This is a genomic window from Pseudomonas anuradhapurensis (assembly GCF_014269225.2).
GTDB lineage: Bacteria > Pseudomonadota > Gammaproteobacteria > Pseudomonadales > Pseudomonadaceae > Aquipseudomonas > Aquipseudomonas anuradhapurensis.
Map to the genome: position 1 here is coordinate 3,196,856 of NZ_CP077097.1, position 18,183 is coordinate 3,215,038.

Here is an 18,183-nt window from a genome sequence, read left to right on the forward strand (position 1 = left end):
GGCGTAGACGTTTAGCCAGGTTCCACTTGGGTCAGCCAACGCCGTTAGCCCCGACCTCCTCCATGAAATCCGCAAGATAGGCCTCCAGCCGCGCATGGCGTTCGGCAGCCAGGCGCGCCCCTTCGGCCGTCTTGAAGCCCGACGCCAGCTTGAGCAGCTTGGTATGAAAGTGCTCGATGGCGTAGGCCGTATCCTGATACCCCCGCCCCTGCGCAGCGGGGTTCTCGAAATCGTACAGCGCCGAGCCCATCCGCCCGGAAACGTAGAAACAGCGAGCAATACCCACCGCACCGATGGCGTCCAGGCGATCACTGTCCTGCAGAATTCGGGCTTCGAGGCTCGCTGGCTCGAAACCTGCGGAATAGCTGTGCGTTTTGATTGCATGAGCCACCTGCTCGACGCGCGGCAACGGCCAGCCAAGCGCGGTGAGGATGGCGGTGGCCTTTTCGGCCGACAAGCTCGACGCCTGCTTACGCAAAGGTGAGTTCTTTTCGACCGGCACACAGTCATGCAATACCGTCGCGGCCAGCAGTACTTCCAGGTCGCCGCCCTCTGCCCGCTGGATTCGCTGCGCGTTTACCCATACGCGGTGGATGTGGGCTAGGTCGTGGGAGCCATCGTGGTGGTCTGGTGGGAGATGTTTCAGCAGTTGAGCGGCGAGGTGTTGGAAAGGGGCGAAAGCTTCGCTGGTCATCTCAGGATCGCTCCATTTTTCTTTAGATGGCATCAAATTGACACTGCCCGACCATTTTGTAACCCTGACGCACAGCAGCATCAGCCCGACGAAGCGGTTTGGAAAACAAGCGATGGAAAGCAAGCATCAGCAACTGGCGAGTGCGTACCGCCAGACATTATCTGACCTTCCCCTGCATTGGCTTGATCGGAGCTGCGAGCACGAAGCTGATTTCAAGCACCTTTCTGGTTTGTTTCTTCCCGGTACCTCGCCGCACTACGAGCAGGCAATGAAACGTATCATGGTCGTCGGCCGAGAAACGCGTCGCTGGGATATCGTCACCGCCAAGGAACCCTTCATTGACTTGGATGATTACATCCAGCGCGCCATGGCAATCCAGCAAGAACACTTGGCCAAATACAGTTCCGGTAAGGCCGACCGGGGTGCCAGTTTCTTCAATTTCGTGCGCGAAATTCGCCAGGGCGATGAAACCCTCGGCCTCGCTTGGGCCAACCTCTTCAGCTTTGCATGGCAGCGAGGGTCACCCATGCGTTGGGAGCACTTCAAAGAACTCGTGAAGGTATCCAAGCGGCTGCTGGAGGTTCAGATCGACATACTCCGACCAGACATCATCGTTTTCGCCAACGGCGCGAGCAGTGCCCACATACGGCAGCAGTTCTTCCCGCATAAAGGTGAGCTGAGCGTTTGCAGCGAGCTTGGAGATTATCGCGAGCACGGCATTCCGCTCAACCAGCTGTGGCGGTTCCGCCTGCACGATGCGATTCAGTGCTATCGCATACAGCACCCTAGTAGTGTGAGTGCGAAATCGCGCGCAGCGCGTCGCTTCCTTCTGGAGCAGATTCTGCTCTGCAAAAGGTCGACGGTTGAGCTGTAGCTATTGGAAGAAGCCTCGGAAAATATCTGAATTAACCTCTTCCTTGTAGGCCGTTTCCCAAAGATACTCCCCTTCCCTGTTTTTCGTTGCGGACGTTTTTACAGCGTTCTAGTCTCGGTCCGTCGTTGCATATCAACGACCGGCTTTGACAGGCCGCGACGATACACAGTGCATACCCGTTCATGGCGGTTGTGCATGGGGCACGCTCGCGTGCGCCGGTTTCTGTGTTCGCCGGTCTGTCAACCCATGTACAGCTGCCACCTTTCCGTTTGACAGCGGGCCGGCGGTGGCCCCACCGAGAACACAGTGAGATGCTAAAAATCGTTCCAGATCCGCCTCATAACCTCCAATCCCTTGAAGACACTCTGATCCAGGCGACGGATTACGCATTGTGCGCGTCGACTGTCGTACATCAGGCAATGCTAATGCATCCCAAGTCACCGGCATCAATTCTCATGATGGCCTCGATGCATGAGCTGGAGACGCTGCGCGCCCTGCTTGAGCAAGCGCTGATACAGGTGCAAATGCCCTCTGAGCCACGGACCTTGCACTAAGGCTTCAATGATTTGTCGCCTGGGCTGCCTTATTGCCGGCGATAGGGCCAGCGCAGGCACTAGAGATTTTCGGGGAGATTGAACAATGCCTACTGAAGAAACCAAATGCACCGTTGGCAGGACCACCTTCTACCAAGGTGAAAACCAGACCCACCCCCTCTTCCGCATCGAAGCCGGCATCCCCTGCCAGAGCGCCCGCGAACAGGCCTCGGAATTGATGGGCTACGCTCGGGACCTGACCCTGGACGGCTTGATGGAAGACAAGCCTCAGCTGATATGGGCCTCGCACTACCTGAGCGCGTTAGCCAAAGCGCTGATGGATGATGCCGAGCTGGGCATGATGCGCTGAACATCACTCACCGAATTGCCTTCAAGATCTCGAGCGAAGCACAGACTTGAAGGCAATTCCTACGCCCTGCCACATGGCTAGTCAGCAATGCTGCTGATCAGAACACCGACCATCCGATCCGCGAACTCAACAGCTCAAGCGCCGCCATCCCGGCCAGAGAGTTGCCCGCAGCGTTCAGTTCAGGTGACCACACGCACACAGTGAATTGACCTGGCACGATCGCCACGATGCCACCGCCTACACCACTCTTGCCCGGCAGCCCCACACGGTAGGCGAAATTGCCCGCCTCGTCATACAGCCCGCTGGTGGCCATGATCGAGTTCACCTGCTGGGTCTGGCGCGGTGTGAGAATCTGCGAGCCGCTGTGCTTGCAGAAACCATCGTTAGCCAGGAAGCAGAACGCCCGGGCCAGGTCCAGGCAGTTCATTTGCAGCGCACAGTAGCTGAAATAGCTACGCAGTACCGTTTCGACTTCGTTATGGAAGTTGCCGAACGACTGCATCAGGTACGCCATGGCCGCGTTACGCGCGCGGAACTGGTACTCCGAATCAGCAACACGCGCATCGATCGTGATATGCGGGTTGCCCGACAGCCGCCGCACGAAATCGCGCATCGACAAGGTAGGTGCTGCAAAACGCGACTGGTTGATATCGCAGATCACCAACGCACCCGCATTGATGAACGGATTGCGCGGGCGCCCGCGTTCGAACTCCAGCTGTACCAGCGAGTTGAACGGCTGGCCCGAGGGCTCATGGCCAAGCCGCTCCCAGATGGCCTCGCCCGAGTGGCCAATGGCCTGGACCAGGCTGAACACCTTGGAAATACTCTGCACCGAAAACGGCACCAGGGCGTCGCCTGCGCAGTGATAACTGCCATCGTTGCCGTAGACGGCGATGCCCAACTGGTTCGCCGGCACGTCGGCCAGCGCAGGGATGTAGTCAGCCACTTTGCCCTTGCCGATCAAGGGACGTACTTCTTCGAGAATCTCGTTCAACAGCGTTTGCATGGAGGGCCCTGTATCAATCCCCAGACGACGGCTTAGGGGTAGTGTTCTTGACGAAGGTTAAGCGGGAGAAATCACACATTCGACAAGAAATGGCCGAGACTACCATGCCGGGCAGCGGCCACGGGGCCAGCAGGATCAGCCAGCCCTGTGCCTCCAGGTGGCACTGGGCAAGTCTTCGGCGGATACAACGCAAACGGCTCGATGCGGGTCGCACCTAGCGGGCGGTTTTGTGGCGAACGTAAAGCGCACTCGCACCACCTGAAAGGTGCCGTGCCTGCAGCTCGAACGCATGTGGATGCCCCTTGGTCAAATCGTTTTGCTCGTGAAACTGTCGAAGTGCTACCGATTCGTCACGTCTGTAGCACAGTTCCTTGAACGCTCAAAGATAGCCAAGTCAAATATCGCCGATAGCAAGATCCAACTGAGACAGCGATACAACAGTGATTTCGTCACCAGCCATTGCATACCCTTGTAAATTATACTCAGCCGCCTGTGCGTAGCAAATTTGCATTTTAGGCAGTCTTACGCCAGCGAGCGCAGCACCGACAGTCGACATTTTTGTATTAAGCGGACATAGAATAACATTGTCACCATTGAGACCCGAAACGTACTGATATATTTGTTCGGAAGCCCGGTAGGGATCAACACATGAAAATTCAAAACTTGCGATATCGTTGATCAATAAACCACGAGAATTTAGCAGAGTTTCAATTGACGCAGCATAACTCTTGTTTCTCTCGTAATGCGCCAAACAGACGGACTCATCCCTGGCACCGTGCGCAATTGTGAGCTTTGCCGGCTCATAGCGTGAGATCACTTCCGCAGCTCTCTCCGATTCAAAGCCTGCCATAATTACAAGGTGCAAACTTTTTGAAGGAAGTATCAGACCTGGAAAGCCGAGAATTGAACGAATATCGCTCACCCCCCTACTCAACCAAGCCATGTCACTATCAGTATTAAAACTATACTTAGCCGCGCCCGTATAAATTAGACTAACCTTAGAAATAACACCCTCAATTACAAACAAACCAATTAATGCAACCAAGAGCTCATGGGAAAGAGAGGTAATATCAACTAAAATTTCCGAGTATGACACTCGCTCATCACAAAGATAACCTTGCAGACTATCTATCACTTCAAGAACGCTGGCGGAATCAATCCCAATGACTTTGGCACCCAATGACGATGCTTGAAGAAAACTTTCAACATACATCAACTGATTTATATCTTGTCGCTTAGGATTCAATAATGCTACGGCTCTTGACGAAACCTCATTGCTAACATTCCTGAGCGCATGCAGGCCGCGCTCATCGAACCCAAGTCCGACCAAAAACAAAACATCTCTATTATCAAAGAAGCTCTGCAAATTTGAGACAGATACATTTCGCATATCAAAACCTCAAAGAAGACTCAATTGGGGAGAATCATCAGCAAAGCCACTTGCGCCCTTCTTTTTTAATCGACTAACAAAAGCATTTGGCCTTTCAGATATCTCCAGTAAAAAGTTATTTGTTAGGGATAAGTATCCAGAGAAACCTACAGGGTCAAGCTTATATGCTGGCGCCAATCTCCGAGACAACACATAAAGTTTGGTGCGTCCCATGCCAGATTTATTGCCGACCGTATCCTGATAAAGGTAGCCAAACCGCATAGCAAGACCCAAAAGAGACTCAATTTCCGCTGAAGGTGCATCCGAAATGACGAAAGAGAACATCCTTCTTTGAGAGGCGTTCTCATCTAATAAATGCGCTTGGAAAAGGGAGCCCAACCCCTGTATAAGGTTACGAAGCTTATCAATACCTCGCAACTCGTCCGAGTCCTCCACATCTCCTTTTAGCTCATCAAATTTCTCGATAAGTAGATTATCGCATTGTTTGCGAATTTCATCGTCTTGAATAGTAGTGGATATAGACGTGACTGCAGCCCCGCCGTTGGCTTTCAGCTGATCTGCAAACATCCTGGCAGCGGGCTCCAGGAAAAACCTAATAATTCCCGATGAAATATGTACCAACTGATCAAATCCAGCGTATTTATACCTAGCGCCTTGCTTTGACTTACCAGACAATCTTCGAATATATTCCGGCCTAGCAAACCGATAGGCATCGTCTGAAGCCCGATAACCTCCTGCCTTCGAAGCTTCCCATTTAGTCTTTAGCTCTTCTGCAATCTTTCGGATACCGTCCTCTTGTTTTTGATCAACAGGAAAAAAACTCCTAGGCTCAATATCATGAATTCCGATTCTAGAAAGTCTTTTTTTAACAATCTCCTCAACGAGTTTCGGATAATTTTCTTTCAACGAACCTGTATATACAGAAGTGAAATTTATTTCAGAATAATCGTGAGGAGACTCGATTTTAATACCAGAAGTAGTACTAAAAGTCTTATAATTCATTTGAGTTGAAATTTTCAGAGAGACTTTGTCGGTACTACGATAAGAGACCCAAGTATTTAACACCTTGGTTTGCTGCAATGATAAGTTATCTGAATCATCAAGCAACAAAAAGACGGGACAATTAGGAATCAGCTCACACTTTCGTAAACCATCTAAGACCGGAAGCAAAACATCTTGAAAACCAAGAAGAGGACCATTATATGGGATATAATCACGAGAGAACGCGCGACGCTTTATATATCTAACAATTTCAGCCTGAAGCGAATCTATAATATCAACAAAGCTTACCACATTGAGGTGAGAGTGATCGCAGTTAACTGGCTCATCCCAGCCAACATAGCTCAATCGCTTAGCAAAGACGCTTCTATAGAATTCAGATATATTTTCACATTTGCCAGCCCACAATTCTGAACAGTGACTTTTGATTGAGAAAAAAAGAGCTCCAAGAATCTTAGTCGTCAGTACGTGCTCTGAGAGAATATAACCGCTTGGCTCATTCTCAATACGTACATATTCAGCGGCATTGATCTCAGTAGTTTTAATGGAAAGATATGCGCCATAATACGGCAACTCGGCTAACGAGCAAGATCGAGTTATCCTCTGTGCATCTGGCGTCATCATTTTAAGCATCATGCTTTTGCCACTACCACGATGCCCATGAAGAAATTGATGCCCACTCAGCTGCAAGTTGCCGTACTCTGGATACGGAACAAAGAGGTCGACCACCTCTTGTGGCGTTAAATTTTCTGGCGTCTTTACAGAAAAGGGGTTTACTGCTAGTTCGGAAAAGCTCACTACATCCATTTAAGAACCTCTACGCTTTAGCCAGCAACTTGGCCGCCCAACTTTCTCCGCAATATTCACGAAGCCCCATCGAGTTCTTCAGCTGTCCATCCAGCTCTTCAGGATATCCTACATCCGTCAACTCGGGCACTGGAACTTCCTCTATAAGTTCGTGCTCATCATCAACCAACCTTATTGTCGCGCGGATTGACTCTACAGCGTATACGCCTCGTGAGTACATGTTGCAATATTTCCGCTCGCGATTCATCTTATCTAGACGATCAAATATCTCATCTATAAGATAGGCTTCCTCAAGCACTTCACCCATTTCATCGACACGTAGCGACTTACCCCACCGCCTAGTTATATCATCAACTTTAAGCTCGAAGTTCAAGTACAAACGGCGCTCATTAAAATCATATAACGAAGAACTGATTACAGCCGCATATCTGTGGTAAATTTCACTATACCTTGGAAGCTTCCCATGCCTGAGTGAATAATTGGCGGCCCTATTACGACTCTCGCAGACTTCATCTGCGAACCTTAAAATCGAAGCTAAAAGACGAGGCCTAATATATACGCTACCGACACGCTCACTAGTTTGCAACAGACCTATTGTATCCTTACTTCCATTAATCCTGCCGCCGTGAGCCTCAGCAATTTTAGATATTATTTTTAGCTCAGATCTGTCACCGCCCAAAAGAGATTCATAAGTGCACAAGAATTTGAAACATTTTTTTTCATGCTGCTCGCGGCCTTCTAGATTCCCGACATCATGAATTCGAATAGCCACTAGTAAAATATATAACTCGTAAGGAGTTAACACACCCCAGGCACCAATATCCGCGTCGCTCGCGCCTAAGAGATCACCAGCATACCTAACAACTTCATCAAAATGCTCTGCGTTATGAGCAGTATAGAATCCGGGCATCTCAGAATTGGCAGATAGTCCTGCATCTACCATTGGATAGATATCACAACGCAGCGCGTTGACAAAGCTTGAATACTGAAGATAGTAATCGTTTGGCATCCGCGGGAATTTTGACCTATCCCGAGCCGACTCTTTGAAGATCCGTTCCAAAACTTGAGAATTCGGAATATCACTCATTGTCAAGCGTCCATTATTTCATCAAACAAGGCTTTCGCCAGTAGCGGTGGAACGGCATTCCCTACCTGCTGCTGCTGGAAGCCAATTGATCCATAGAATCGAAAGGAGTCGGGAAAAGACTGCAGACGAGCGGCCTCTCGTACCGACAGTCCTCGATCTGCCCAAGGATGAATTAACATATTTTTCCTGAAGTTACCGATTACTACGGAGGGCTCATCCTCTTTGAGTCTGCGATATATACCAGTATGACACCTGGAAACGTCGGAATAATTCCCCATCAGCTCATGCGGAATATTAGCCCAATTTCCACCTTGAGGAATGTGTGAGTAGCGACGGAGAATATGATCAGCGTTTTTAGTAACCAAGTTGTTCCAGCAACGCTTTTTTCTGCCCCTTATTCTTTTGGCGTATGGCGAACAGGCTCCGGCTTTGTAGGAGCTAAGATCCCGCATATCTCCATTATCAAGCTCGGGCAAGTCGTGAATCGCTTCTTTAACTGTTACGTGTTTTTTAACAGTTGGTCGCGGCGATGCTATCCGTTTCCCTTGTAATGATCCAACGATGAACAATCGATTACGACGTTGAGGCACCCCGAAGTCAGCCGAATTCAATATGAAATGGCTCGTTGTGTACCCCCTTAATTCGAAGCCTTCTAATACCTGCTCTAGAAAATAGCCGTTTTCTGTCTCAATCAAGCCTTTGACGTTTTCGAAAACAATCCACCTTGGAGAAATCTCTTCTACCAAACGGATGTACTCTTCGAAAAGCCAGTTATTAGGATTAGTCGAATTTCTATTTTTTTGATTCGAAGTTGAGAAGCCTTGGCACGGAGGACCACCAAATAATATTGTGTCTTCTCTTCCTTGCAGCAACGGCATGTGGTCAGAGGCACGTATATTTTTTACGTTTTCCTCAAGCAGTATCACACCGGGATGATTGCTTCGGAAAGTTAATGCCGCATAGGGGTCGACCTCTACTGCGTACTGCACTTGCACGCCGCTCATTTCAGCCCCAACGGACATCCCGCCCGCACCACAAAAAAGATCAATTCCTAGCACTTAAGCACACTTCATGCGTGATCCAAGATATACCCTTAAAGGGCAACGTTTGGGCTAGCGGCGCCCGCATAGTGGCAAAATACCACATTTTCAACCGCGTTTTATGTGATATCGACGAAAAGTCGCTTCTGAATGAAAATAAAAATTCATACGTGAAACGAAAAGGCCCAGTCGTCACCGACTGGGCCTTTTCGTTTCAATAATGGTCGGGACGGAGTGATTCGAACACTCGACCCCTTGCACCCCATGCAAGTGCGCTACCGGGCTGCGCTACGCCCCGACTGGGCTTTGAAGCATGTTCTCAATGCTACCGAGAACGTTGAAGAATGTACCCTAACCTCCTGATAAATGAAAGCTTTTTCTCAAAAAATTTTCACTCATCACCAACCAGGTCACTTCTTCAACACCACCAGCACATCCTCCAACTCGACAATCATCTGCCGAATCAGCTGCTTGTACTGGCTCGACTCATCCTTGGCCTCCTCACTGGAGAGCCTCAACCGCGCCCCACCAATGGTAAAGCCCTGGTCATAAAGCAGCGCACGAATCTGGCGAATCATCAGCACGTCCTGGCGCTGATAATACCGCCGGTTCCCCCGCCGCTTCACGGGATTGAGCTGGTCGAACTCCTGCTCCCAATACCGCAGCACGTGCGGTTTTACCGCACAAAGCTCACTCACCTCACCGATGGTGAAGTACCTTTTGCCCGGTATAGGGGGCAGTTCGTCGTTATGGCTTGGTTCCAGCATAGGCCTCAACCCGGGCCTTCAACTTCTGCCCTGGACGAAAGGTGACGACGCGCCGTGCGGTGATCGGGATTTCTTCCCCAGTCTTGGGGTTGCGGCCCGGCCGCTGGCGTTTGTCGCGAAGGTCGAAGTTGCCGAAACCGGACAGCTTGACCTGCTCGTTCTCTTCAAGTGCGTGCCGAATTTCTTCGAAAAACAGCTCGACCAGCTCCTTGGCCTCACGCTTGTTAAGCCCTAGCTCCTCGTACAGCCTTTCGGCCATCTCAGCTTTCGTCAGAGCACCCATGCCGTTATTTCCTTAACGTGGTGTTCAACCTTTGTTCGAGCGAGGTGAGGATGTTTTGCAGTGCGGCGTTCACCTCATCGTCGTTAAGAGTGCGCGATGGATGCTGCCAGGTCAAGCCGACGGCCAGGCTTTTTCTATCAGGATCAATGCCTTTACCCTGGTAGACATCAAACAGCCTGAGGTCTGTGAGCCATTCGCCTGCATTGTCACGAATTACTTCAAGCACTGCGCTAGAAGCTACATCACGTCCTGCGATCAAAGCCAGGTCACGACGGGTTTCCGGGAACTTGGACAGCTCGCTGAACTTCGGCAGGCGGCCTTCGACCACGTCACCCAGCACCAGCTCGAAGAGGAATACCGGGCGGTCCAGATCCAGGGCCTTGGCCAGCTCTGGGTGGATGGCGCCGAGGTAGCCGACCAGCTTGCCGTCACGCTCGATGGCGGCGGTCTGGCCTGGGTGCAGGGCTGGGTGCCTGCCGGCGCTGAAGGTGAAGTCGCTCAGCGCGCCGGAGTAGCCCAGCAGGGCTTCCACGTCGGCCTTCACGTCGAAGAAGTCGACGCCGTCGCGGCCGTTGGCCCAGCCTTCCGGCAGGCGGCTGCCGGTGACCACGCCGGCGATCATCGGTTGCTGCTGCAGGTCGCCGAGCTGGCCGACGAAGCGCAGGCCGCTTTCGAACAGGCGCACGCGGTCTTGCTGGCGGTTCAGGTTGTGCTGCAGTGCCTTGACCAGGCCCGGCCACAGCGAGGCGCGCATGGCGGCCATGTCGCTGGAGATCGGGTTGGCCAGCAGCAGCGGCTCTACGCCCGGGCTGAACAGTTCGAACAGTTTCGGGTCGATGAAGCTGTAGGTGATGGCTTCCTGGTAGCCGCGGGCAACCAGCAGGCGGCGCAGGGTCGGCAGGTCACCGCGGGTTTCCGGCTTGCCTTGCGGCGCCAGGCGGGCTTGCGGGTAGCGCACCGGCAGGTTGTTGTAGCCGTACAGGCGGGCCAGCTCTTCGATCAGGTCCACTTCCAGGCTGATGTCGAAGCGGTGGCTCGGCACGTTGACGGTCCACTGCCCTTCCCCGTTACGAGTCGTGGTCAGTTCCAGGGCGTTGAGCAGTTGCTCGACCTGGGCTGGGTCCATTTCCATGCCGAGCATCTGGGTGATGCGTTCGGCGCGCAGGGTCACCGGGGCGACTTGCGGCAGGTGCTGTTCGCTGACGGCTTCGACCACCGGGCCGGCTTCGCCGCCGACGATGTCGAGCAGCAGCTGGGTAGCGCGCTCCATGGCTTCGCGGGCCAGCTGCGAGTCGACGCCGCGCTCGTAGCGGTGCGAGGCATCGGTGTGCAGGCCGTAGGAACGGGCTTTGCCGGCGACGGAAATCGGCTCGAAGAAGGCGCTTTCCAGGAACAGGTCGCGGGTTTTTTCGGTGTTCACACCGCTGTGCTCGCCACCCATGACGCCGGCGATGGCCAAGGCGCGGGTGTGGTCGGCGATGACCAGGGTGTCGGCGCGCAGGGCCACTTCCTGGCCGTCGAGCAGGACCAGCTTCTCGCCTTCTTCGGCCATGCGTACGCGGATGCCGCCGTTGATTTCTGCCAGGTCGAAGGCGTGCATCGGCTGGCCGAGTTCGAGCATCACGTAGTTGGTGATGTCGACGGCAGCGTCGATGCTGCGCACGTCGCTGCGGCGCAGGCGCTCGACCATCCACAGCGGGGTCGGCTTGCTCAGGTCGACGTTGCGGATGACGCGGCCCAGGTAGCGTGGGCAGGCAGCCGGGGCACTGACTTCGACCGGGCGCACTTCGTCGTGGGCAGCCGCTACGGCTGGCACCACCGGGCGGGTGACCGGGGTGTCGTACAGGGCGCTGACGTCGCGGGCCAGGCCGGCGATGGACAGGCAGTCGCCGCGGTTCGGGGTCAGGCCGATCTCGATGCTGGCGTCGTCCAGGCTCAGGTACTGGCGAATGTCTTCACCCACCGGGGCGTCGGCGGCCAGTTCCAGCAGGCCGTCGTTCTCTTCGCTGATCTGCAGCTCGGCAGCCGAGCACAGCATGCCGAAGGACTCGACGCCGCGCAGCTTGGCCTTCTTGATCTTGAAGTCGCCGGGCAGTTCGGCGCCGATCATGGCAAACGGGATCTTGATACCTGGGCGGGCGTTAGGGGCGCCGCACACCACCTGGAAGGTTTCCTGGCCGTTGCTGACCTGGCACACGCGCAGCTTGTCGGCGTCCGGGTGTTGTTCGGTGGCGAGAATCTCGCCCACGACGATGCCGCTGAACTGGCCGGCAGCGGGGGTGACGCTGTCGACTTCGAGGCCGGCCATGGACAGGCGGGCGACCAGTTCGTCACGGGAGACTTGCGGGTTTACCCAACCGCGCAGCCACTGTTCACTGAATTTCATGCTGTTCTCCTGAAAGTTGCGTCGGGCATTGACCTAGCGGAATTGCGCGAGGAAGCGCAGGTCGTTGTCGAAGAACAGACGCAAATCGTTGACGCCATAGCGCAGCATGGCCAGGCGCTCGGCGCCCATGCCGAAGGCAAAGCCCTGGAATTCTTCCGGGTCGATGCCGGACATGCGCAGCACGTTCGGGTGCACCATGCCGCAACCCATCACTTCCAGCCAGCCGGTCTGCTTGCACACGCGGCAGCCTTTGCCGGAACACATCACGCACTGGATGTCGACTTCGGCGGACGGCTCGGTGAAGGGGAAGAACGATGGACGGAAACGCACCGCCAGTTCTTTCTCGAAGAACACCCGCAGGAACTCTTCGATGGTGCCCTTGAGGTCGGCGAAGTTGATGTCGCGATCGATCAGCAGGCCTTCGACCTGGTGGAACATCGGCGAGTGGGTGATATCCGAGTCGCAACGGTATACGCGGCCCGGGCAGACAATGCGGATCGGCGGCTGGCTGGACTCCATGGTCCGCACCTGCACCGGCGAGGTGTGGGTGCGCAGCAGCATGTTGGCATTGAAGTAGAAGGTGTCGTGCATCGCCCGCGCCGGGTGGTGGCCGGGGATGTTGAGCGCTTCGAAGTTGTGGTAGTCGTCTTCCACCTCGGGGCCTTCGGCGATGCCGTAGCCGATGTGGGTGAAGAACTGCTCGATGCGCTCGAGTGTACGGGTGATCGGGTGCAGGCCACCGGTGGCCTGACCGCGGCCTGGCAGGGTGACGTCAATGCATTCGGCCGCCAGGCGAGCGCTGAGCTCGGCTTCTTCGAAGGCCGCCTTGCGGGCGTTGAGCACCACGGTAACGCGCTCTTTGGCGTCGTTGATCAGCGCGCCGACTTTCGGCCGCTCTTCGGCTGGCAGGTTGCCCAGGGTCTTCATCACCTGGGTCAGTTCGCCCTTCTTGCCGAGATAATTAACCCGGATCTGTTCCAGGGCATTGATGTCTTCAGCGCGCTCCACAGCTTCCAGGGCTTGGGAGACCAGCGCATCCAGGTTTTCCATGTACAGACTCCAGATACGAAAATAGGGGAAGAGCTTTGAAGGCTCTTCCCCTATCGATGACGTTCAATGCCCGACGGCGCTGGCGCCGCCGGGTGATTGTCGCGGGTACTTAAGCCAGAACGGCTTTAGCTTTCTCGACAATCGCAGCAAACGCCGCTTTTTCGTTCACTGCCAGATCGGCCAGAACCTTACGGTCGATTTCGATCGAAGCCTTTTTCAGGCCAGCAATCAGACGGCTGTAGGACAGACCGTTGGTGCGGGCACCGGCGTTGATACGAGCGATCCACAGTGCGCGGAACTGACGCTTCTTCTGACGACGGTCACGGTAGGCATATTGACCAGCCTTGATGACCGCCTGCTTGGCAACGCGGAATACGCGCGAGCGTGCACCGTAGTAGCCTTTAGCCAGTTTCAGAATTTTCTTGTGACGCTTACGAGCGATGACGCCACGCTTAACACGAGCCATGAGTAACTTCCTCTATCTAAACCAGAATTAACGTACGCGCAGCATGCGCTCGACTTTTGCCACGTCAGACGGGTGCAGCAGGCTGGCACCGCGCAGTTGACGTTTACGCTTGGTCGACATTTTGGTCAGGATGTGGCTCTTGAAAGCGTGCTTGTGCTTGAAGCCGGAAGCGGTCTTCAGGAAGCGCTTCGCAGCACCGCTCTTGGTTTTCATTTTTGGCATGTTGGAACTCCGCATTCGATAAAATTACACAATAATCATCAGGCCTGCCGTGCCCGGGAGATTACTTCTTCTTTTTGGGGGCGATGACCATCATAAGCTGGCGTCCTTCCATCTTAGGATGCTGCTCAACGGAGCCGTATTCGGCGAGGTCGGCTTCGACCCGCTTCAACAGTTCCATGCCCAGCTCCTGGTGGGCCATCTCACGGCCGCGGAATCTCAGAGAGATCTTGGCCTTGTCCCCATCGGTAAGGAAACGTACCAGGTTGCGTAGTTTTACCTGGTAATCCCCTTCTTCCGTCCCTGGACGAAACTTGATTTCTTTAATCTGGATCTGCTTCTGGTTTTTCTTGGCTTCGTTGGCCTGCTTCTTCTTCTCGAAGAGGTGCTTGCCGTAGTCCATCACCTTGCAGACGGGCGGCTGCGCGTCGGCAGAAATTTCCACCAGATCCAGCTTCGCTTCATCAGCGATACGAAGCGCTTCATCAATCGAGACGATGCCAATCTGCTCGCCGTCAGCGCCAATTAACCGAACCTCGCGTGCCGAGATATTCTCGTTGATCGGGGCTTTCGGTGCAGTTCGTTTATCGTTTCTCATTTCACGCTTAATAGTCATTACTCCGATTCTAGGCGACCGCGCTGGGCAACAGCGCTGTTGAGCAGCTGCGTGAATTCAGCCACCGGCATGGAGCCGAGGTCTTTGCCTTCACGGGTGCGTACGGCGACGGTCTGCGTTTCGACTTCGCGATCCCCTATAACCAAAAGGTACGGGACCTTGAGCAAAGTATGCTCGCGGATTTTAAAGCCGATCTTCTCATTTCTCAAGTCCGACTTGGCACGGAAACCGCTACCGTTCAGGGTATTTTCCACCTCGAGGGCGAAATCGGCCTGTTTGTCGGTGATGTTCATGATCACCGCCTGGGTTGGCGCCAGCCAGGCCGGGAACACACCGGCGTAGTGCTCGATCAGCATGCCGATGAAGCGCTCGAACGAACCGAGGATGGCGCGGTGCAGCATGACCGGGCGCACCCGGCTGTTGTCTTCGGCGATGTAGCTGGCATCCAGGCGCTCGGGCAGGTTCGGGTCGTACTGCAGGGTACCGCACTGCCAGTTACGGCCGAGGCAGTCGCGCAGGGTGAACTCGATCTTCGGCCCGTAGAAGGCGCCCTCGCCCGGCTGGTATTCCCACTGCAGGCCCGATTCGTTCAGGGCGTCGGCCAGTGCACCTTCGGCACGGTCCCACAACTCTTCGGAACCGACGCGCTTGGCGGGGCGGGTCGACAGCTTCATGGCGATGTCGGTGAAGCCGAAGTCCTTGTACACGTCCAGGGTCAGCTTGATGAAGTCGGCGGCTTCCTTCTTTACCTGTTCTTCGGTGCAGAAGATGTGCGCGTCGTCCTGCACGAAGCCACGCACGCGCATGATGCCGTGCAGGGCGCCGGACGGCTCGTTACGGTGGCAGGCACCGAACTCGGCCAGGCGCAGCGGCAGGTCGCGGTAGCTCTTCAGGCCCTGGTTGAACACCTGCACGTGGCACGGGCAGTTCATCGGTTTTACCGCGTAGTCACGGCTTTCCGACGAAGTAGTGAACATGTTCTCGGCGTAGTTGGACCAGTGGCCGGAACGCTCCCAGAGAATGCGGTCGACCACCTGCGGGGTCTTGATTTCCTGGTAGCCGTTGGCGCGCTGCACCTGGCGCATGTACTGCTCGAGCACCTGGTACACGGTCCAGCCGTTGGCATGCCAGAACACCATGCCCGGGGCTTCTTCCTGCAGGTGGAACAGGTCGAGCTGCTTGCCGATCTTGCGGTGGTCGCGTTTTTCGGCTTCTTCGATGCGCTGGATGTACGCGGCCAGCTGCTTCTTGTCGGCCCAGGCGGTGCCATACACGCGTTGCAGCTGCTCGTTCTTGGCATCGCCGCGCCAGTAGGCGCCGGACAGCTTGGTCAGCTTGAACGCCTTGAGGAAGCGGGTGTTCGGCACGTGCGGGCCGCGGCACATGTCGACGTATTCTTCGTGGTAGTACAGGCCCATGGCCTGCTCGTCCGGCATGTCTTCGACCAGGCGCAGCTTGTAGTCTTCGCCACGGGCCTTGAACACGTCGATGACCTCGGCACGCGGGGTCATCTTCTTGACCACGTCGTAGTCCTTGTCGATCAGCTCCATCATGCGCTTTTCGATGGCGGCCATGTCTTCAGGGGTGAAGGGGCGCTCGTAGGCGATGTCGTAATAGAAGCCTTCGTCGATGACCGGGCCGATGACCATCCTGGCGGTCGGGTACAGCTGCTTCACCGCGTGGCCGACCAGGTGGGCGCACGAGTGGCGAATGATCTCCAGTCCCTCTTCATCTTTAGGGGTGATGATCTGCAGGGTGGCGTCGTTGTGGATCAGGTCGCAGGCATCGACCAGCTTGCCGTCGACCTTGCCGGCCACGGTGGCCTTGGCCAGGCCGGCGCCGATGGAAGCGGCGACTTCGGCTACGGATACGGCATGATCGAACGAACGTTGACTGCCATCGGGAAGAGTAATAACGGGCATGGCGCCTCCTCTCCTAGTGGTGACCCCTACCAAAGGTCACGTGGGTTGGGATGAGCCAGTACAAGATCCGACCTGCCTTCCTGCACAGGAAGCCTGCCTCACAGTGGCAGAAGCCTTTCGGCTTGCGGGGGACGAACCAGAGTGACTGGAAAGAAAAAAGATAGCTGCGGCGCGCAACGGCGCGACCACAAGCCGGGCATGCTAGCACGCGGGTTGGGCGCCACGCAGAAATATTTGGAAATTACGCCGCTTGGGTGAACTTACACGGAAAATTTCCTATCAGACCTTGGGAAGCAACCTACTCTTGATGAGACATTTACCCAAGGAGTAACTGGTTATGCGAGTTCCGTCTCTTCTGGCCCTGGCGGCCGCTGGCGCCCTGCTGCTGCCCGTGGCTGCAAACGCCGGCAACTTCCCAGCCGGGAAGGAGGCCGCCTACATGACCCAGTGCACCCAGGTGGCCAGCGGCCAGGGCGTTGACGCCGCAACCGCCAAAAAGCACTGCGATTGCGGTGCCCAAGCCATCAAAAAGAATTTCACCGACGCGGAAATCGCCGACCTGGACAGCAAGGATGGTGTTGATGCCAAGCTGATGCAGAAGGCGCAGACCGTGGTGAAACAAGCCTGCGCACCGAAGCGCTGAAACCTTACAGCCAGAGCAGGCCAGCCATTCTTTGCGCTGGATCAATATCCTGCGAAGGTAAAAGGCGCTAGATGTGCAGAATTAGACTATGATGTGTCCCGTGCTCCGTAGCCTCGGCCGCATTGCACCACTGAAAAAACTAAATGTTCTGGAGATTCACCCATGTCCAATCGCCAACAAGGCACCGTCAAATGGTTCAATGATGAGAAAGGCTACGGCTTCATCACCCCAGCAGGCGGCGGCGACGACCTGTTCGTTCACTTCAAGGCCATCGAATCCGACGGCTTCAAGAGCCTGAAAGAAGGCCAGACTGTTTCCTTCGTCGCCGAGCGCGGCCAGAAGGGCATGCAGGCTGCACAGGTTCGTCCGGAGTAATTCGGATAGCTGTAGAAAAACCCGCCCTTGTGGCGGGTTTTTTTATGGCCGCCTTTCTTTGTGGGAGCGGCCTTCAGGGCTGGGTCAACCGCAGTTGACCCGGGTCACCTTGCCCTGCTCGTCCACATTCAGGTTCAGGCGCTCGGAACGGTACTCCAGGGTGACCACATCGTGCGGCTTGAGAATGCGCGCCATCTGCGAGCCACTGGCCTTGCGCGCCTGCTCCAGCAGTTCGGCGCTGGCCACTTTGCCAATGGTGAAATCGGCGCCGCTGGCTTCGCAGCGGCCATCGTTGCCAGCCGGCGCGGCCGGCGTAGCGCCACCCTCGGCATTGCCACCAGTGCTGCAACCAGCCAGGACTACAGCCACCGCCAGGGTTGCCAGGTAAGCACGGGTACGGAACATGAAGCCTCCTAATTCGGTCCGGGAACTGCCTGATCCGACAGTTCCACTGTTCTTTTGTTGCAAAACCGGTCAAGTTTGCCTCAACCCAGCGGCACAGGCGAAAAAGCAATCGTGACTGGATTTTGCACAAGCCGCTGCATTTGCCATATGCTTAAGTCGCAAGGTCAATGACGCAAAGTCATGATTTAGTGCAAGAAGTGGAGCGCACCCCGCCTCCATCGAACACCAGGGTCAGTGTTCGTCCTTCGTCC

Annotated in this window: 20 protein-coding genes and 1 tRNA gene; 5 read left to right on the forward strand and 16 right to left on the reverse strand. The window is 55.2% G+C overall.

Annotation, left to right across the window (positions count from 1 at the left end):
* Positions 1-31: 31 nt before the first annotated feature.
* Complete coding sequence (locus HU763_RS14840) at positions 32-694, reverse strand: HD domain-containing protein (protein ID WP_186690594.1); 663 nt, start codon at positions 692-694, stop codon at positions 32-34.
* A 37-nt stretch (positions 695-731) separates the two neighbouring features.
* Here HU763_RS14840 and HU763_RS14845 point away from each other — a divergent pair, with 37 nt between their 5' ends.
* From HU763_RS14845 to HU763_RS14850, 3 genes are all read left to right on the forward strand, one after another.
* Positions 732-1,568, forward strand: coding sequence for a hypothetical protein (locus HU763_RS14845; RefSeq protein WP_186690593.1), 837 nt, complete (start codon positions 732-734; stop codon positions 1,566-1,568).
* Positions 1,569-1,879: 311 nt separating this feature from the next.
* On the forward strand, positions 1,880-2,122 hold the full coding sequence (locus HU763_RS24780; protein ID WP_225931885.1) for a hypothetical protein: 243 nt from the start codon (positions 1,880-1,882) through the stop codon (positions 2,120-2,122).
* An 85-nt stretch (positions 2,123-2,207) separates the two neighbouring features.
* Positions 2,208-2,471 carry a DUF3077 domain-containing protein gene (locus HU763_RS14850; protein ID WP_186690592.1) on the forward strand — a complete coding sequence of 88 codons (264 nt, stop codon included), beginning with the start codon at positions 2,208-2,210 and terminating at the stop codon, positions 2,469-2,471.
* Between the two features lie 97 nt (positions 2,472-2,568).
* Here the strand turns inward: HU763_RS14850 and glsB are convergent, their stop codons facing one another.
* From glsB to thrS, 14 genes are all read right to left on the reverse strand, one after another.
* Entirely contained in the window at positions 2,569-3,477 is a 909-nt protein-coding gene (gene glsB, locus HU763_RS14855) for a glutaminase B (protein WP_170030396.1), read from the reverse strand.
* 394 nt (positions 3,478-3,871) lie between these two features.
* On the reverse strand, positions 3,872-4,867 hold the full coding sequence (locus HU763_RS14860) for a hypothetical protein (RefSeq protein ID WP_186690591.1): 996 nt from the start codon (positions 4,865-4,867) through the stop codon (positions 3,872-3,874).
* Between the two features lie 9 nt (positions 4,868-4,876).
* Entirely contained in the window at positions 4,877-6,673 is a 1,797-nt protein-coding gene (locus tag HU763_RS14865) for an ORC-CDC6 family AAA ATPase (protein WP_186690590.1), read from the reverse strand.
* A 10-nt stretch (positions 6,674-6,683) separates the two neighbouring features.
* Positions 6,684-7,760, reverse strand: coding sequence for an HD domain-containing protein (locus HU763_RS14870; RefSeq protein WP_186690589.1), 1,077 nt, complete (start codon positions 7,758-7,760; stop codon positions 6,684-6,686).
* Between the two features lie 2 nt (positions 7,761-7,762).
* Positions 7,763-8,818, reverse strand: a complete 1,056-nt coding sequence (locus HU763_RS14875) for a DNA cytosine methyltransferase (protein WP_186690588.1) — start codon at positions 8,816-8,818, stop codon at positions 7,763-7,765.
* A gap of 203 nt (positions 8,819-9,021) precedes the next feature.
* Positions 9,022-9,098 (reverse strand) — tRNA-Pro (locus HU763_RS14880).
* Positions 9,099-9,210: 112 nt separating this feature from the next.
* The gene (locus tag HU763_RS14885; RefSeq protein WP_170030400.1) at positions 9,211-9,567 is read right to left on the reverse strand and encodes a MerR family transcriptional regulator; all 357 of its coding nucleotides are present in this window, start codon (positions 9,565-9,567) and stop codon (positions 9,211-9,213) included.
* The gene (gene ihfA, locus HU763_RS14890) at positions 9,548-9,850 is read right to left on the reverse strand and encodes an integration host factor subunit alpha (RefSeq protein WP_003250679.1); all 303 of its coding nucleotides are present in this window, start codon (positions 9,848-9,850) and stop codon (positions 9,548-9,550) included. Before ihfA ends, HU763_RS14885 begins: the two co-directional genes overlap by 20 nt.
* 4 nt (positions 9,851-9,854) lie before the next feature.
* On the reverse strand, positions 9,855-12,236 hold the full coding sequence (pheT, locus tag HU763_RS14895; protein WP_186690586.1) for a phenylalanine--tRNA ligase subunit beta: 2,382 nt from the start codon (positions 12,234-12,236) through the stop codon (positions 9,855-9,857).
* Positions 12,237-12,269: 33 nt separating this feature from the next.
* A complete protein-coding gene (gene pheS / locus HU763_RS14900; protein ID WP_170030402.1) occupies positions 12,270-13,286 on the reverse strand; it encodes a phenylalanine--tRNA ligase subunit alpha in 1,017 nt (338 codons plus the stop codon).
* Positions 13,287-13,395: 109 nt separating this feature from the next.
* Entirely contained in the window at positions 13,396-13,752 is a 357-nt protein-coding gene (gene rplT / locus HU763_RS14905) for a 50S ribosomal protein L20 (RefSeq protein WP_003250671.1), read from the reverse strand.
* Between the two features lie 27 nt (positions 13,753-13,779).
* The gene (gene rpmI / locus HU763_RS14910) at positions 13,780-13,974 is read right to left on the reverse strand and encodes a 50S ribosomal protein L35 (RefSeq protein ID WP_003250667.1); all 195 of its coding nucleotides are present in this window, start codon (positions 13,972-13,974) and stop codon (positions 13,780-13,782) included.
* 61 nt (positions 13,975-14,035) lie between these two features.
* Complete coding sequence (infC, locus tag HU763_RS14915; protein ID WP_013972005.1) at positions 14,036-14,587, reverse strand: translation initiation factor IF-3; 552 nt, start codon at positions 14,585-14,587, stop codon at positions 14,036-14,038.
* Complete coding sequence (gene thrS, locus HU763_RS14920) at positions 14,587-16,509, reverse strand: threonine--tRNA ligase (RefSeq protein ID WP_186690585.1); 1,923 nt, start codon at positions 16,507-16,509, stop codon at positions 14,587-14,589. Before thrS ends, infC begins: the two co-directional genes overlap by 1 nt.
* 337 nt (positions 16,510-16,846) lie before the next feature.
* On the opposite strand from thrS, the gene HU763_RS14925 reads away from it, so the two are divergent.
* On the forward strand, positions 16,847-17,152 hold the full coding sequence (locus HU763_RS14925) for a hypothetical protein (RefSeq protein ID WP_186690584.1): 306 nt from the start codon (positions 16,847-16,849) through the stop codon (positions 17,150-17,152).
* Between the two features lie 162 nt (positions 17,153-17,314).
* Entirely contained in the window at positions 17,315-17,527 is a 213-nt protein-coding gene (locus HU763_RS14930; RefSeq protein WP_003250656.1) for a cold-shock protein, read from the forward strand.
* Between the two features lie 84 nt (positions 17,528-17,611).
* Here the strand turns inward: HU763_RS14930 and HU763_RS14935 are convergent, their stop codons facing one another.
* Positions 17,612-17,932 (reverse strand): I78 family peptidase inhibitor, encoded by a 321-nt coding sequence (locus HU763_RS14935; protein ID WP_186690583.1) that lies wholly within the window; start codon positions 17,930-17,932, stop codon positions 17,612-17,614.
* Between the last annotated feature and the right edge of the window lie 251 nt (positions 17,933-18,183).